11 protein-coding genes are annotated in these 14320 nt (G+C 66.7%); 1 reads left to right on the top strand and 10 read right to left on the bottom strand.

Features of this window, described 5'->3' with window-relative positions:
- Window positions 1–17 precede the first annotated feature (17 nt).
- Together fghA and ACSX1C_RS01040 are read right to left on the bottom strand one after the other, a co-directional pair.
- Complete coding sequence (gene fghA, locus ACSX1C_RS01045) at window positions 18–863, bottom strand: S-formylglutathione hydrolase (protein WP_439887862.1); 846 nt, start codon at window positions 861–863, stop codon at window positions 18–20.
- An 84-nt stretch (window positions 864–947) separates the two neighbouring features.
- Window positions 948–2060: an S-(hydroxymethyl)glutathione dehydrogenase/class III alcohol dehydrogenase gene (locus tag ACSX1C_RS01040; RefSeq protein ID WP_439887861.1), complete on the bottom strand. Its 1113-nt coding sequence runs from the start codon at window positions 2058–2060 to the stop codon at window positions 948–950.
- A 157-nt stretch (window positions 2061–2217) separates the two neighbouring features.
- Between ACSX1C_RS01040 and ACSX1C_RS01035 the strand changes: the two genes are divergently transcribed.
- A complete protein-coding gene (locus ACSX1C_RS01035) occupies window positions 2218–3117 on the top strand; it encodes a LysR substrate-binding domain-containing protein (RefSeq protein ID WP_439887860.1) in 900 nt (299 codons plus the stop codon).
- A gap of 97 nt (window positions 3118–3214) precedes the next feature.
- Here the strand turns inward: ACSX1C_RS01035 and ispD are convergent, their stop codons facing one another.
- The 8 genes from ispD to dnaE all read right to left on the bottom strand — a co-directional run bounded on the left by ispD (window position 3215) and on the right by dnaE (window position 14283).
- Complete coding sequence (gene ispD, locus ACSX1C_RS01030) at window positions 3215–3925, bottom strand: 2-C-methyl-D-erythritol 4-phosphate cytidylyltransferase (protein ID WP_439887859.1); 711 nt, start codon at window positions 3923–3925, stop codon at window positions 3215–3217.
- On the bottom strand, window positions 3922–4200 hold the full coding sequence (gene ftsB / locus ACSX1C_RS01025; RefSeq protein WP_439887858.1) for a cell division protein FtsB: 279 nt from the start codon (window positions 4198–4200) through the stop codon (window positions 3922–3924). The genes ispD and ftsB overlap by 4 nt, the downstream gene beginning before the upstream one ends.
- Before the next feature lie 65 nt (window positions 4201–4265).
- Window positions 4266–5555 carry a phosphopyruvate hydratase gene (gene eno, locus ACSX1C_RS01020; RefSeq protein WP_439887857.1) on the bottom strand — a complete coding sequence of 430 codons (1290 nt, stop codon included), beginning with the start codon at window positions 5553–5555 and terminating at the stop codon, window positions 4266–4268.
- A gap of 143 nt (window positions 5556–5698) precedes the next feature.
- A complete protein-coding gene (gene kdsA / locus ACSX1C_RS01015) occupies window positions 5699–6544 on the bottom strand; it encodes a 3-deoxy-8-phosphooctulonate synthase (RefSeq protein ID WP_439887856.1) in 846 nt (281 codons plus the stop codon).
- A 3-nt stretch (window positions 6545–6547) separates the two neighbouring features.
- On the bottom strand, window positions 6548–8179 hold the full coding sequence (locus tag ACSX1C_RS01010; RefSeq protein WP_439887855.1) for a CTP synthase: 1632 nt from the start codon (window positions 8177–8179) through the stop codon (window positions 6548–6550).
- Between the two features lie 182 nt (window positions 8180–8361).
- The gene (tilS, locus tag ACSX1C_RS01005; protein ID WP_439887854.1) at window positions 8362–9678 is read right to left on the bottom strand and encodes a tRNA lysidine(34) synthetase TilS; all 1317 of its coding nucleotides are present in this window, start codon (window positions 9676–9678) and stop codon (window positions 8362–8364) included.
- Window positions 9679–10629, bottom strand: a complete 951-nt coding sequence (gene accA, locus ACSX1C_RS01000) for an acetyl-CoA carboxylase carboxyl transferase subunit alpha (protein ID WP_439887853.1) — start codon at window positions 10627–10629, stop codon at window positions 9679–9681.
- Window positions 10630–10764: 135 nt separating this feature from the next.
- A complete protein-coding gene (dnaE, locus tag ACSX1C_RS00995; protein WP_439887852.1) occupies window positions 10765–14283 on the bottom strand; it encodes a DNA polymerase III subunit alpha in 3519 nt (1172 codons plus the stop codon).
- Window positions 14284–14320 lie beyond the last annotated feature (37 nt).

The raw sequence follows: 14320 nt of genomic DNA, 5'->3' as shown, positions 1-14320 counted from the left end.
CGGCGGTCAGGCTGGCCTCAGCCGCGCAAGGCCTCGGCGTGATGACGCAGATGGTCGTCGATGAAGCTGGCGATGAAGTAGTAGCTGTGGTCGTAGCCCGGCTGCAGGCGCAGGGTCAGCGGGTGCCCGGCGGCCTGGGCGGCGCTCTGCAGCGCCTCGGGCTTGAGCTGGCCCTCGAGGAAGTCGTCGCGGTCGCCCTGGTCCACCAGGATCGGCAGCTTCTCCGTGGCCTCGGCGAGCAAGGCGCAGGCATCCCACTCGCGCCAGCGCGAACGCTCCTCGCCGAGGAAGCGGGAAAAGGCCTTCTCGCCCCAGGGGCAGTTCATCGGGTTGCCGATCGGCGAGAAGGCCGACAGCGACTGGTAGCGCCCCGGGTTGCGCAGGGCGCAGACCAGCGCGCCATGGCCGCCCATGGAGTGGCCGCTGATGCCGCGCCTGTCCGAGACCGGGAAGTTGGCCTCGATCAGCGCCGGCAGCTCCTGCACCACGTAGTCGTGCATGCGGTAGTGGCGGGCCCAGGGCTCCTGGGTGGCGTTGAGGTAGAAGCCGGCGCCCTTGCCGAAGTCCCAGGCGCCGTCCGGGTCGCCCGGTACATCGTCGCCACGCGGGCTGGTGTCCGGCGCCACTATGATCAGCCCCAGCTCGGCCGCCAGGCGCTGGGCGCCGGCCTTCTGCATGAAGTTCTCGTCGGTGCAGGTCAGGCCGCTCAACCAGTACAGCACCGGTAGCCGGGCGCCCTGCTCGGCCTGCGGCGGCAGGTAGACGGCGAAGACCATGTCGCAGCCCAGGGTGCTGGAATGGTGGCGATAACGCTTGTGCCAGCCGCCGAAGCTCTTCTGGCAGGAAATGTTTTCCAAGGTCATGACGATCTCCCTAGGGGGGCAGAGGGCAACGCCTGTGCCACCACTGGACGGTGGATGCCATCGGCTGGCATCCACCCCAGGCAATCAGAAGTGGATGACGGTACGGATGCTCTTGCCTTCGTGCATCAGGTCGAAGGCCTGGTTGATCTCGTCCAGTGGCATGTTGTGGGTAATGAAGGTGTCCAGCGGGATCTCGCCCTTCTGCGACTTCTCGACATAACCCGGCAGCTCGGTGCGGCCCTTGACCCCACCGAAGGCGCTACCACGCCAGACCCGGCCGGTGACCAACTGGAACGGACGGGTGCTGATCTCGGCACCCGCCGGCGCCACGCCGATGATGGTCGACTCACCCCAACCCTTGTGGCAGCACTCCAGCGCCGCACGCATCAGCTGCACGTTGCCGATGCATTCGAAGCTGTAGTCGACACCACCGTCGGTCATTTCGACTATGACCTCCTGGATCGGCTTGGCATGGTCCTTGGGATTGACGAAGTCGGTCATACCCAGCTCACGGGCCACGGCTTCCTTGGCCGGGTTGATGTCGATACCGATGATGCGCGACGCCTTGGCCATCTTAGCGCCGATGATCGCCGCCAGGCCGATGCCGCCCAGACCGAAGATCGCCACGGTGGCGCCCTCCTCGACCTTGGCGGTGTTGAGCACCGCACCGATGCCGGTGGTGACGCCGCAGCCGAGCAGGCAGACCTTGTCCAGCGGTGCTTCCTTCGGGATCACCGCGACGGAGACTTCCGGCAGCACGGTGTATTCGGAGAAGGTCGAGCAGCCCATGTAGTGGTAGACCGGCTGGCCCTGGTAACTGAAACGCGAGGTGCCGTCCGGCATCAGGCCCTTGCCCTGGGTGGCACGCACCGAGCTGCACAGGTTGGTCTTCTGGGATTTGCAGAACTTGCACTGGCCGCACTCGGCGGTGTACAGCGGGATCACGTGATCACCGACCTTGACCGAGGTCACGCCCTCGCCGACGGCCTCGACGATGCCGCCCCCCTCATGACCCAGGATGCAGGGGAACACGCCTTCGGAATCCTGACCCGACAGGGTGTAGGCATCGGTATGGCAGACGCCGGTGGCAACGATGCGCACCAGCACTTCGCCGGCCTGCGGCGGCGCCACGTCCACTTCGACGACTTGCAGCGGTTGGTTGGGGGCAAAGGCTACGGCGGCACGGGACTTGATCATGATCGCTCTCCAGCGGGTTACAACGAAGGCGGAAAGTATAGATCAGCGACTTTCAGTGAATAATCGGCCAACCAGCAAAAGATTATTGCCAACCAGGGACAATAAACCCCGTCAACACCTAGAATCGCGCCATTGTCACCCCGTGAGGAGCCCCTCGATGAACCGCTGGGAAGGCCTGGATGAATTCGTCGCGGTCGCCGAATGCGGCCAGTTCACCGCCGCCGCCGAACGCCTGGGCCTGTCGTCCTCCCAGATCAGCCGGCAGATCGCCCGCCTGGAGGAGCGCCTGCAGACCCGCCTGTTCTACCGCAGCACCCGGCGGGTGGCGCTGACCGAGGCCGGGCAGACCTTCCTGCAGCATTGCCAGCGCCTACAGGATGCCCGCGAGGAGGCGCTGCGTGCGGTCGGCGACCTGGGCAGCGAGCCCAAGGGGCTGTTGCGCATGACCTGCGCGGTGGCCTATGGCGAGCGCTTCATCGTGCCGCTGGTGACCGATTTCATGAGCCGCCACCCGCAACTACGGGTCGAGATCGAGCTGAGCAACCGCACCCTGGACATGGTCCAGGAGGGCCTGGACCTGGCCATCCGCCTGGGCCGCCTGCAGGACTCGCGCCTGGTGGCCACGCGCCTGGCGCCGCGGCAGATGTACCTGTGCGCGGCGCCGGCCTACCTGCAGCGCTACGGTCGCCCGCACAGCCTGTCGGAACTGGCCCGGCACAACTGCCTGATCGGCAGCTCGGATATCTGGACCTTCCAGCTCGACGGTCGCGAAACGAGCCAGCGGGTGCAGGGCAACTGGCGCTGCAACAGCGGCCAGGCGGTGCTGGACGCGGCGCTGCGCGGCCTCGGCCTGTGCCAGCTGCCGGACTACTACGTGCTGGAGCACCTGCACAGCGGCGCCCTGGTCTCGCTGCTGGCCAACCAGCAGCCGCCGAACACCGCGGTCTGGGCACTCTATCCCCAGCAACGCCACCTGTCACCCAAGGTGCGCCAGCTGGTGGACTTCCTCAAGGCCGGCATGGCGCAACGTGCGGAGTATCGGGCGAGTCCGCTGTAGGGTGGGCTAGGAGGCCGTAGCCCACCGAGCCATATCCGGCACCAGCGACCCGACGGGTTGCACCGCTGTCGCGATCCATCCAGCCGAGGCAGGCCGTTCAGTCCTTGTTTGCCCAGTGCCGGCGCAGCCAGTCGAGGTCTTCCGGACGGGTGACCTTGAGGTTGTCGGCACGCCCCTCGATCAGGCGCGGCGCCAGCCCCGTCCACTCGATCGCCGAGGCCTCGTCGGTGACCGCCACGCCGGCCACCAGGGCATCGGACAGGGCGCGATAGAGTTGACCGAGGCGGAACATCTGCGGCGTGTAGGCCTGCCAGATCGGCGCCCGGTCGACGGTCTCCCGCACCCGGCCATCGGCTCCGGCGCGCTTGAGGGTATCGCGTGCCGGCACGGCGAGCAGCCCGCCGACCGGATCGCCGGCCAACTCGGCGAGCAACCTGTCCAGGTCGTCCCGCGCCAGATTGGGTCGCGCCGCATCGTGCACCAGCACCCAGTCCCGCTCCCCGGCGCCCAGCTCGGTCAGGCGCTGCAGACCGCCCAGCACCGAGTCGGCACGCTCACGGCCACCCGCAGCTCGTTCAATCCGCGGGTCCACGGCGCAGGCCAGGGTCGGCCAGTAGGGGTCGTCGCCGGCCAGGCTGACGACCAGGCCGCGCAGCTGCGGGTGCTCGAGGAAGCAGGCCAGGCTGTGTTCGAGAATGGTCTTGCCGGCCAGTTCGAGGTACTGCTTGGGTCGGTCGGCGCGCATGCGGCTGCCGACGCCGGCGGCCGGGATCAGGACCCAGAACGGGGGCAACATGGCGGCGCTCATTCGACCAACTGGTAGAGGGTCTCGCCCTCCCTGACCATGCCCAGTTCGTGACGGGCGCGCTCCTCGACGGTCTCCATGCCCTTCTTCAGCTCCAGCACCTCGGCCTCGAGGATACGGTTGCGCTCCAGCAGGCGCCGATTCTCCCCCTGCTGCTCGGCGATCTGCCGCTTCAGCTCGGTGGCCTGGGCCAGGCTGCCCTCGCCCACCCAGAGGCGGTACTGCAGACCCGCCAGCAGCATTACCAAGACCAACCACAACCAATAGGGGCTACGCATAGGGAGAAGAGTATCCGAACGAAAAAGGGGCGACTCGCGCCGCCCCTCTTTTACCACGACTGAGTTCAACCACGGAACTCGGCGCGGCCACGGTACGCCGCCTGGCCAGCCAGCTGTTCCTCGATGCGCAGCAGCTGGTTGTACTTGGACACGCGGTCGGAACGGCACAGCGAGCCGGTCTTGATCTGGCCGGCGGCGGTGCCCACGGCGAGATCCGCAATGGTGCTGTCCTCGGTTTCGCCGCTGCGGTGCGAGATCACCGCGGTGTAGCCGGCGGCCTTGGCCATCTGGATGGCTTCCAGGGTCTCGGTCAGCGAGCCGATCTGGTTGAACTTGATCAGGATCGAGTTGCCGATGGACTCGTCGATGCCGCGCTTCAGGATCTTGGTGTTGGTGACGAACAGGTCGTCGCCGACCAGCTGCACCTTGGCGCCGATCTTGTCGGTCAGCACCTTCCAGCCGGCCCAGTCGGACTCGTCCATGCCGTCCTCGATGGAGATGATCGGGTAGCGCTGGGTCAGGCCGGCCAGGTAGTCGGCGAAGCCGGCGGCGTCGAACACCTTGCCTTCACCGGCCAGGTCGTACTGGCCGTTCTTGTAGAACTCGCTGGAGGCGCAGTCCAGGGCCAGGGTGACGTCCTCGCCCAGCTTGTAGCCGGCATTGGCCACGGCCTCGGCGATGGCCGCCAGGGCGTCCTCGTTGGACGCCAGGTTCGGCGCGAAGCCGCCCTCGTCGCCCACCGAGGTGCTCAGGCCACGGGCCTTGAGCACGGCCTTGAGGTGATGGAAGATCTCGGTGCCCATGCGCAGGGCGTCGGCGAAGTTCTTGGCGCCGACCGGCTGGACCATGAACTCCTGGATGTCGACGTTGTTGTCGGCGTGCTCGCCGCCGTTGATGATGTTCATCATCGGCACCGGCATGGAGTACTGGCCCGAGGTGCCGTTGAGGTCGGCGATGTGTGCGTACAGCGGCACGCCCTTGGCCTGGGCGGCGGCCTTGGCGGCGGCCAGGGACACGGCGAGGATGGCGTTGGCGCCCAGGCTGGCCTTATTCTCGGTGCCGTCCAGCTCGATCATCGCGCGGTCCAGGGCGGCCTGGTCGATCGCATCCTTACCCAGCAGCAGGTCGCGAATCGGCCCGTTGATGTTGGCCACGGCCTTGAGCACGCCCTTGCCCAGGTAACGGCTCTTGTCGCCATCACGCAGTTCCAGCGCCTCGCGCGAACCGGTGGATGCACCGGACGGCGCACAGGCGCTGCCGATGATGCCGCCCTCGAGGATCACATCGGCTTCCACGGTCGGGTTGCCACGGGAGTCGAGAACCTCACGGCCTTTGATGTCGACGATCTTTGCCATTGCGTTGAGCACTCCAAAAGTTGACGAACAGGTTAGCGCCGGACTGAACAGCTCGTGCGCACGGGCCGAGGCACCAGCGCGCAAATGTACCGACAAGCAAACAAAATTGTATACAAAAATCTCGCCAGCGGAAAACCGCCGCGTCAGGCGGTCTCGACCGGCGGGAAACTCTTGATCAGCTCGTCCAGCTGCTTGAGCTGGCCGAGGAAGGGCTCCAGCTTGTCCAGACGCAGGGCGCAGGGGCCGTCGCACTTGGCCTGGTCCGGGTCCGGATGGGCCTCGAGGAACAGACCGGCCAGGCCCTGGCTCAGGCCGGCCTTGGCCAGGTCGGTGACCTGGGCCCGACGACCGCCGGCGGAATCGGCGCGCCCGCCCGGCATCTGCAGGGCATGGGTGACGTCGAAGAATACCGGGTACTGGAACTGCTTCATGATGCCGAAGCCGAGCATGTCCACCACCAGATTGTTGTAGCCGAAGGAGGAGCCGCGCTCGCAGAGGATCAGCTGGTCGTTGCCGGCCTCCTCGCACTTGGCCAGGATGTGCTTCATCTCCTGGGGTGCGAGGAACTGGGCCTTCTTGATATTGATCACCGCGCCGGTCTTGGCCATGGCCACCACCAGATCGGTCTGCCGCGAAAGAAACGCCGGCAGCTGGATGATGTCGCACACCTCGGCCACCGGCTGCGCCTGATAGGGCTCGTGCACATCGGTGATGACCGGCACGCCGAAGGTCTTCTTCACTTCCTCGAAGATCTTCAGCCCTTCGTCGAGACCCGGGCCGCGGAAGGAAGCGACCGAGGAACGGTTGGCCTTGTCGAAGCTGGCCTTGAACACGTAGGGGATGCCGAGCTTGTCGGTGACCCGCACGTACTCCTCGCAGGCGCGCATGGCCAGCTCGCGGGACTCGAGGACGTTGATGCCACCGAACAGCACCATGGGCTTGTCGTTGGCGATCTCGATTGCGCCGACGCGGATGGTCTTCTGGGTCATGCCTCAGGCCTTCTTCGCGCGCTGAGCCAGCGCGGCGTTGACGAAGCCGCTGAACAGCGGATGGCCGTCGCGCGGCGTCGAGGTGAACTCGGGGTGGAACTGGCAGGCGACGAACCAGGGATGATCCGGCGCCTCCACCACTTCCACCAGGGCACCGTCGCCGGAGCGCCCGGTGACCTTGAGGCCGGCCTCGATCAGCTGCGGCAGCAGGTTGTTGTTGACCTCGTAACGGTGACGGTGGCGCTCGACTATGACGTCCTGGCCGTAGCACTCACGCACCTGGGAGCCGCTTTCCAGCTGGCAGTCCTGGGCGCCCAGACGCATGGTGCCGCCGAGGTCGGAGCTTTCGCTGCGCTGTTCGACTTCGCCGGTGGCGTCCTGCCACTCGGTGATCAGGCCGACTACCGGGTGGCCGCCGCTGCTGTCGAATTCGGTGGAGTTGGCGTCCGACCAGCCCAGCACGTTGCGGGCGAACTCGATCACCGCGACCTGCATGCCAAGGCAGATGCCCAGGTAGGGGATCTTGTTCTCGCGGGCGTACTGCACGGTCTTGATCTTGCCTTCCACGCCGCGCAGGCCGAAGCCGCCCGGCACCAGGATGGCATCGACGCCTTCGAGCAGGCCGGTGCCCTGATTCTCGATGTCTTCGGAATCGATGTAGCGCAGGTTGACCTTGGTGCGGTTCTGGATACCGGCGTGGCTCATCGCCTCGATCAGCGACTTGTAGGCATCCAGCAGCTCCATGTACTTGCCGACCATGGCGATGTTGACTTCGTGCTCGGGGTTCAGCTTGGCGTCGACCACGCGGTCCCACTCGGACAGGTCGGCGCCGCCGCAGTCCAGGCCGAAACGCTCGACGACGAAGTCATCCAGGCCCTGGGCATGCAGCACCGAGGGGATCTTGTAGATGGTGTCGACGTCCTGCAGGCTGATCACCGCACGCTCTTCGACGTTGGTGAACAGGGCGATCTTGCGCCGCGAGGAGACGTCCACCGGGTGGTCGGAGCGGCAGATCAGCACGTCCGGCTGCAGGCCGATGGAACGCAGTTCCTTCACCGAATGCTGGGTCGGCTTGGTCTTGGTCTCGCCGGCGGTGGCGATGTAGGGCACCAGGGTCAGGTGCATGAGCATGGCGCGCTTGGCGCCCACTTCCACGCGCAGCTGGCGGATCGCCTCGAGGAACGGCTGCGACTCGATGTCGCCCACCGTGCCGCCGATCTCGACCATGGCCACGTCGGCATCGCCGGCGCCCTTGATGATGCGGCGCTTGATCTCGTCGGTGATATGCGGAATGACCTGAATGGTGGCGCCCAGGTAATCGCCACGGCGCTCCTTGCGCAGCACGTCTTCGTAGACACGGCCGGTGGTGAAGTTGTTGTTCTGGGTCATGGTCGTGCGGATGAACCGCTCGTAATGACCCAGGTCCAGGTCGGTCTCGGCGCCGTCGTGGGTGACGAACACCTCGCCGTGCTGGAACGGGCTCATGGTGCCCGGATCGACGTTGATATAGGGGTCCAGCTTGAGCATCGTGACCTTCAGGCCCCGCGCCTCCAGGATGGCCGCCAATGAAGCCGAGGCGATGCCTTTCCCCAAAGAAGAAACAACACCACCCGTGACGAAGATGTAGCGCGTCATGAAAAACCCTAGAAGTCTGCGTTTAAGCGGTCAGCGCCGCCGGGGAAAGCGAAGGAAGGCCGAAGCCCCCAATTACGGATACGCCGCAATTGGCAAGCCGTCGCCGACTCCGGTTTTCGCGAGGAAAGGGAGTCAGCAAAAGCTCGGATAAGACGGGAGCGTAGTCTACCGGAAAGGCCCTATCAGCTCAAACCTGGATCGCACACCGGCGGCTGCCAGCCGAGCCGCCAGCCACCGTCGCCGGCACCATCCAGTCCCGGCAGATTGGCCACCGCCCGCACCTCGCCGTCACACAGCAGCAACGGCAGGCGGCCACGCACGAAGGCCGGCACCCGGCGCTCGTTGAGCAGGCGCTTGAGGTCGCGGTGGCCGCGCCCCGGCAGCGCCATGCGCTCGCCGCCCTGGCGATAGGCCAGGCGCCAGTCGCCCTGGGCGGGCAAGCAGCCCTCGATACGTACAGAGCCATTGCCCGGCAATGCCAGCGCCTTATCGGCCTCGAGCGTCAGCAGCGGGCACACCGGCGCCAGCAGCCAGTCGCCGGCCAGCCACCACAACCGCTGGTCGGCCCGGCGCAGCTCGCCGGTCGCCAGACGCCACACCGGCGCGGCATCGCCGGCCGCCTCGCGCAGGCCCTGCCAGCCGGCCCAGTGTTCGGCATCCGGCATAGGCGTCAGCGCGCGCAACCAGTAACGCAGGGCATTGCGCTGGCGCGCCGAGCTCAGGGCACACAAGGGCGGCAGGGCCAGGCTCGGCAGCGGCAACCAGGCCAACGGGCCGGGCGCCTCTGCCGCCTGCAGGTCCAGCTGCGCCAGCTCGTCGAGCAACTGCGCCGCCTCGCCGAGCTGCCGCGCCGAGCGCGCCAGGCTGCGCTCGGCTTGCGGCCAGCGCGTGCGCAGCAGCGGCATGACCCGCTGACGCAGATAGTTGCGGGCGAAGCGGCCATCGGCATTGCTCGGGTCCTCGACCCAGGACAGGCGGTGCTCGGCGGCATAGGCCTCCAGTTCGGCCCGCGAGCAGTCCAGCAGCGGGCGCAGCAGATGCCCCCGCCCCAAGGCGCGGCTCGCCGGCATGCCCGCCAGACCGCGCACCCCGCCGCCGCGCAGCAGGCGAAACAGCAGGGTCTCGGCCTGGTCGTCGCGGTGCTGGGCGGTCAGCAGCAATTCGCCGGGCGCCAGGGCCGCGACGAACGCCGCGTAGCGCGCCTCGCGGGCGGCACGCTCGAGGCTGGCGCCGGGCGGCACCACGACCGCCTCGACCCGCAAGGGCACACCGAGCGCGTCGCACACCCGCCGACAATGCTCCGGCCAGGCCTCGGCCGCGGCCTGCAGGCCGTGATGCACATGGATGGCGGAAATCGGCGGCAGCGCCTCGCGTTGCGCGAGGCCGGCCAGCAGGTGCAGCAGCACGGTGGAGTCCAGGCCGCCGGAGAAGGCGATGCGCCAGGCCGGCGCATCGCGCCAAGGCGCCAGACGCTCCAGCACCCTGGCGTGCAGGCTCATTTAGGCGATGCCGTAGCTCATCAGGCGCTCGTAGCGGCGCGCCAGCAGCTCCGTGGCATCGAGCTTCTTCAGGGTGGCCAGCTGGGCCGTCAGCTCCTGACGGATCGACTCGGCCGCCGCTGCCGGGTCGCTGTGGGCGCCGCCCAGGGGCTCGGCGATGACCTTGTCGACGATGCCCAGGCCCTTCAGACGTTCGGCGGTGATGCCCATGGCCTCGGCCGCATCCGGGGCCTTCTCGGCGGTCTTCCACAGGATCGAGGCGCAGCCTTCCGGCGAGATCACCGAGTAGGTCGAATATTGCAGCATGTTCAGACGGTCGCAGACGCCGATCGCCAGGGCGCCGCCGGAACCGCCCTCGCCGATCACGGTGGCGATGATCGGGGTCTTCAGCCGCGCCATCACCCGCAGGTTCCAGGCGATCGCCTCGCTCTGCCCGCGCTCCTCGGCGTCGATGCCCGGATAGGCGCCGGGGGTGTCGATGAAGGTGAGGATCGGCATCTTGAAGCGTTCGGCCATTTCCATCAGGCGGCAGGCCTTGCGGTAGCCCTCCGGACGCGGCATGCCGAAGTTGCGCCGGACCTTCTCGCGCACGTCGCGGCCCTTCTGATGGCCGATGACCATCACCGGCTCGCCGTCCAGGCGCGCCACGCCGCCGACGATCGCGGCGTCGTCGGAGAAGTGACGGTCGCCGTGCAGCTCGTCGAACTCGGTGAAGATGTGCTGCAGGTAATCGAGGGTATAGGGGCGGCGCGGATGACGGGCGAGCTGGGCGATCTGCCAGCTGGTCAGGTTGCCGAAAATGCTTTCGGTCAGGGCGCTGCTCTTGTCCTGCAGGCGGGCGATCTCTTCGTTGATGTTCAACGCGTTGTCGTTACCCACCAAGCGAAGCTCTTCGATCTTGGCTTGCAGGTCGGCGATCGGCTGTTCGAAATCGAGAAAGTTCGGGTTCATAGTCATCCGTCTTGCGTCGACGGCCAAGCGGCCGGGGAGCTGTATCCGTTTCGCGCCCTACCTTAAGGGATCGGGCGCATCGAGGTCGACACCCAATAATGTGTCGGGCCAACTGGCGAGGCTTGGCCTCGTCTATCAGCGGTAGTGCAAAAAGACGTTGTCTCGGCCGAACTGGTCACGCAATGCCTGAATCAGGCTGTCGGCCGGGTCGATGCGCCAGTTTTCGCCGAACTGCAGCAGGGCCTTGGCGGCGTCGCCGGTGTAATCCAGGGTGATCGGGCAGGCACCGCGATGGCGGCTGCACAGCTCGGCCAGCCAACGCAGGCGGTCGCCCTTCAAGGCCGCGCCGGCGACCTTCAGGCGCAGGCTCTCGGCCAGGCCGGTGCGGGCCTCTTCCAGGCTCATCACCCGCTTGGCGCGCAGGCGCAGGCCACCGGAGAAATCGTCGTTGCTCACCTCGCCCTCGACCACCACCAGGGCGTCGGTCTGCAGCAGCGCCTGGGCGCCGGCGAAGGCATCGGCGAACAGCGAGGCCTCGATCCGCCCAGAGCGGTCGTCGAGGGTGATGAAGCCCATCTTGTCGCCCTTCTTGTTCTTCATCACCCGCAGGGCGACGATCAGCCCGGCCACCGTCTGGCTGTCGCGCGCCGGCTTGAGGTCGACGATGCGCTGGCGGGCGAAGCGCCGCACCTCGCCTTCGTACTCGTCGATCGGGTGGCCGGTGAGGTACAGGCCGAGGGTGTCCTTCTCGCCCTTCAGGCGCTCCTTGAGCGTCAGCTCACGGGCCTTGAGGTGATTGACGTAGACGTCGGTCTCGGCGTCGGCGAACACCCCGCCGAACAGGTCCATGTGGCCGCTGTCGTGGCTGCGGGCAGTCTGCTCCGCCGCCTGCACCGCCTCCTCCATGGCCGCCAGCAGCACCGCGCGGTTGCGGTCGATATTGGCCTGGTAGGCCTTGATCTCGTCGTGGAAGTACGGTCCCAGGCGATCCAGCGCGCCACTGCGGATCAGCGCCTCCAGGGTGCGCTTGTTGATGCGCTTGAGGTCGACCCGCGAGCAGAAGTCGAACAGGTCCTTGAACGGCCCGTCGCGCCGCGACTCGACAATGGCCTCCACCGGCCCCTCGCCGACGCCCTTGACCGCCCCCAGGCCGTAGACGATGCGCCCCTCGTCGTTGACGGTGAACTTGAATTCCGAGGTGTTCACGTCCGGCGCATCGAGGCGCAGCTTCATGCTGCGGCACTCCTCGATCAGGGTCACCACCTTGTCGGTGTTGTGCATATCGGCCGAGAGCACCGCCGCCATGAACGGCGCGGGGTGATGGGCCTTGAGCCAAGCGGTCTGATAGGACACCAGGCCGTAGGCGGCCGAGTGGGACTTGTTGAAACCGTAGCCGGCGAACTTTTCCACCAGGTCGAAGATGTTGCCCGCCAGGTCGGCGTCGATGCCGTTGTTGGCGCAGCCCTCGATGAAACCGCCGCGCTGCTTGGCCATCTCCTCGGGCTTCTTCTTGCCCATGGCACGGCGCAGCATGTCGGCGCCGCCGAGGGTGTAGCCGGCCATGACCTGGGCAATCTGCATCACCTGCTCCTGGTACAGGATGATGCCGTAGGTGGGCTTGAGCACCGGCTCCAGGCCCGCGTACTGGTAGTCCTGGTGCGGGTAGGAGATCGGCTCGCGGCCGTGCTTGCGGTTGATGAAGTCGTCCACCATGCCCGATTGCAGCGGTCCCGGGCGGAACAGCGCCACCAGAGCGATCATGTCCTCCAGACAGTCCGGCTTGAGCTTCTTGATCAGCTCCTTCATGCCGCGCGATTCGAGCTGGAACACCGCGGTGGTCTCGGCCTTCTGCAACATGGCGAAGGTCGGCTTGTCGTCCAGCGGGATGAAATCGATGTTGACCGGTTCCAGACCCTTCTTGGCCTGGTCGCGATTGATGGTCTCCATCGCCCACTTGATGATGGTCAGGGTGCGCAGGCCGAGGAAGTCGAACTTGACCAGGCCGGCCGCTTCCACGTCGTCCTTGTCGAACTGGGTCACCAGGCCGCCGCCCTCTTCATCGCAGGCGATCGGCGCGAAGTCGGTGAGCTTGGTCGGCGCGATCACCACGCCGCCGGCGTGCTTGCCGGTGCCGCGGGTGATGCCCTCGAGCTTGAGCGACATCTCCCAGATTTCCGCCGCCTCCTCGTCGACCTTGAGGAAGTCGCGCAGCGCCTCTTCCTGTTCGTAGGCCTTCTCCAGGGTCATGCCGACCTCGAAGGGGATCATCTTCGACAGGCGATCAGCCAGGCCGTAGGACTTGCCCTGAGCCCGCGCCACGTCGCGGACCACCGCCTTGGCCGCCATCGAGCCGAAGGTGATGATCTGACTGACCGCGTTGCGTCCGTACTTCTCGGCCACGTAGTCGATCACCCGGTCGCGGCCGTCCATGCAGAAGTCGACGTCGAAGTCGGGCATGGAGACCCGCTCGGGGTTGAGGAAGCGCTCGAACAGCAGGTCGTAGGCCAGCGGGTCGAGGTCGGTGATCTTCTGCACATAGGCCACCAGGGAGCCGGCGCCCGAGCCCCGGCCCGGCCCGACCGGCACGCCGTTGTTCTTCGCCCACTGGATGAAGTCCATGACGATGAGGAAGTAACCGGGAAAGCCCATCTGGATGATGATGTCCAGCTCGAAGTTCAGGCGGTCGATATAGACCTGCTTCTTCGCCTGATAGTCCGGGGTGTCCGGCGGCAGCAGCACGGCCAGACGCTCCTCGAGCCCCTCGAAGGAGACCTTGCGGAAGTACTCGTCCATGGTCATGCCGTCGGGAATCGGGAAGTTCGGCAGGAAGTAGGTGCCGAGCTGGACCTCGATATTGCAGCGCTTGGCGATCTCCACGGAGTTCTCCAGCGCCTCGGGCAGGTCGCTGAACAGCTCCCACATCTCTTGCGGGGTCTTCAGGTACTGCTGGTCCGAGTAAGCACGGGAGCGCCGCGGGTCGTCCAGGGAGCGGCCTTCGCCGATGCACACGCGGGTCTCGTGGGCCTCGAAATCCTCCTGCTTGATGAAGCGCACGTCGTTGGTCGCCACCAACGGAACGCCGAGCTTCTCGGCCAGGGCCACGGCGCCATGCAGGTGTTCCTCGTCGCCCACCCGGTTGGTGCGCTGCACCTCCAGATAGAAGCGTTCGGGGAATGCCCCCTGCCACTCGCGCAACAGCGCCTCGGCACCGGCCTGGTCGCCCTCGAGCAGGGCATGGCCGACCTCCCCTTCCTTGGACCCGGACAGGGCGATCAGGCCTTCGGCGGCGGCCTTGACCCAGTCGCGCTGGATGATCACCAGGTCGTTGCTCTGCCCCTCCATCCAGCCGCGGGAGATCAGCTCGGTGAGGTTGCGATAGCCCTCGGCATTCATCGCCAGCAGGGTCATGCGGCTCAGCGGACCGTCTTCCTCGGGGCTGGCCAGCCAGATATCGGCGCCGCAGATCGGCTTGACCCCGGCGCCCATGGCCGCCTTGTAGAACTTCACCAGGGCGCACATGTTGCTCATGTCGGTGATCGCCACCGCCGGCATGCCGGCGCCCGCGGTCGCCTTGATCAGCGGCTTGACCCGCACCAGACCGTCGACCAGGGAGTACTCGGAGTGCAGACGCAGATGGACGAAGGAAGGGGTCATGGCAAGCCTATGCAGAACACGAAAACGACAAGGCCCG

The organism is Pseudomonas sp. MBLB4123 (assembly GCF_051904775.1).
Classification (GTDB): Bacteria; Pseudomonadota; Gammaproteobacteria; order Pseudomonadales; family Pseudomonadaceae; genus Aquipseudomonas; species Aquipseudomonas benzenivorans_B.
The sequence above is the reverse complement of the archived record's forward strand: the minus strand, read 5'-3'. Positions and strand labels throughout refer to the sequence as shown.

Coding starts and splice junctions, on each gene's coding strand:
- accA (WP_439887853.1), bottom strand. CDS start 10,629: ATGAACCCGAACTTTCTCGATTTCGAACAGCCGATCGCCGACCTGCAA.
- ACSX1C_RS01040 (WP_439887861.1), bottom strand. CDS start 2,060: ATGATCAAGTCCCGTGCCGCCGTAGCCTTTGCCCCCAACCAACCGCTG.
- ispD (WP_439887859.1), bottom strand. CDS start 3,925: ATGAGCGCCGCCATGTTGCCCCCGTTCTGGGTCCTGATCCCGGCCGCC.
- ACSX1C_RS01010 (WP_439887855.1), bottom strand. CDS start 8,179: ATGACGCGCTACATCTTCGTCACGGGTGGTGTTGTTTCTTCTTTGGGG.
- dnaE (WP_439887852.1), bottom strand. CDS start 14,283: ATGACCCCTTCCTTCGTCCATCTGCGTCTGCACTCCGAGTACTCCCTG.
- eno (WP_439887857.1), bottom strand. CDS start 5,555: ATGGCAAAGATCGTCGACATCAAAGGCCGTGAGGTTCTCGACTCCCGT.
- kdsA (WP_439887856.1), bottom strand. CDS start 6,544: ATGACCCAGAAGACCATCCGCGTCGGCGCAATCGAGATCGCCAACGAC.
- ftsB (WP_439887858.1), bottom strand. CDS start 4,200: ATGCGTAGCCCCTATTGGTTGTGGTTGGTCTTGGTAATGCTGCTGGCG.
- tilS (WP_439887854.1), bottom strand. CDS start 9,678: ATGAGCCTGCACGCCAGGGTGCTGGAGCGTCTGGCGCCTTGGCGCGAT.
- ACSX1C_RS01035 (WP_439887860.1), top strand. CDS start 2,218: ATGAACCGCTGGGAAGGCCTGGATGAATTCGTCGCGGTCGCCGAATGC.
- fghA (WP_439887862.1), bottom strand. CDS start 863: ATGACCTTGGAAAACATTTCCTGCCAGAAGAGCTTCGGCGGCTGGCAC.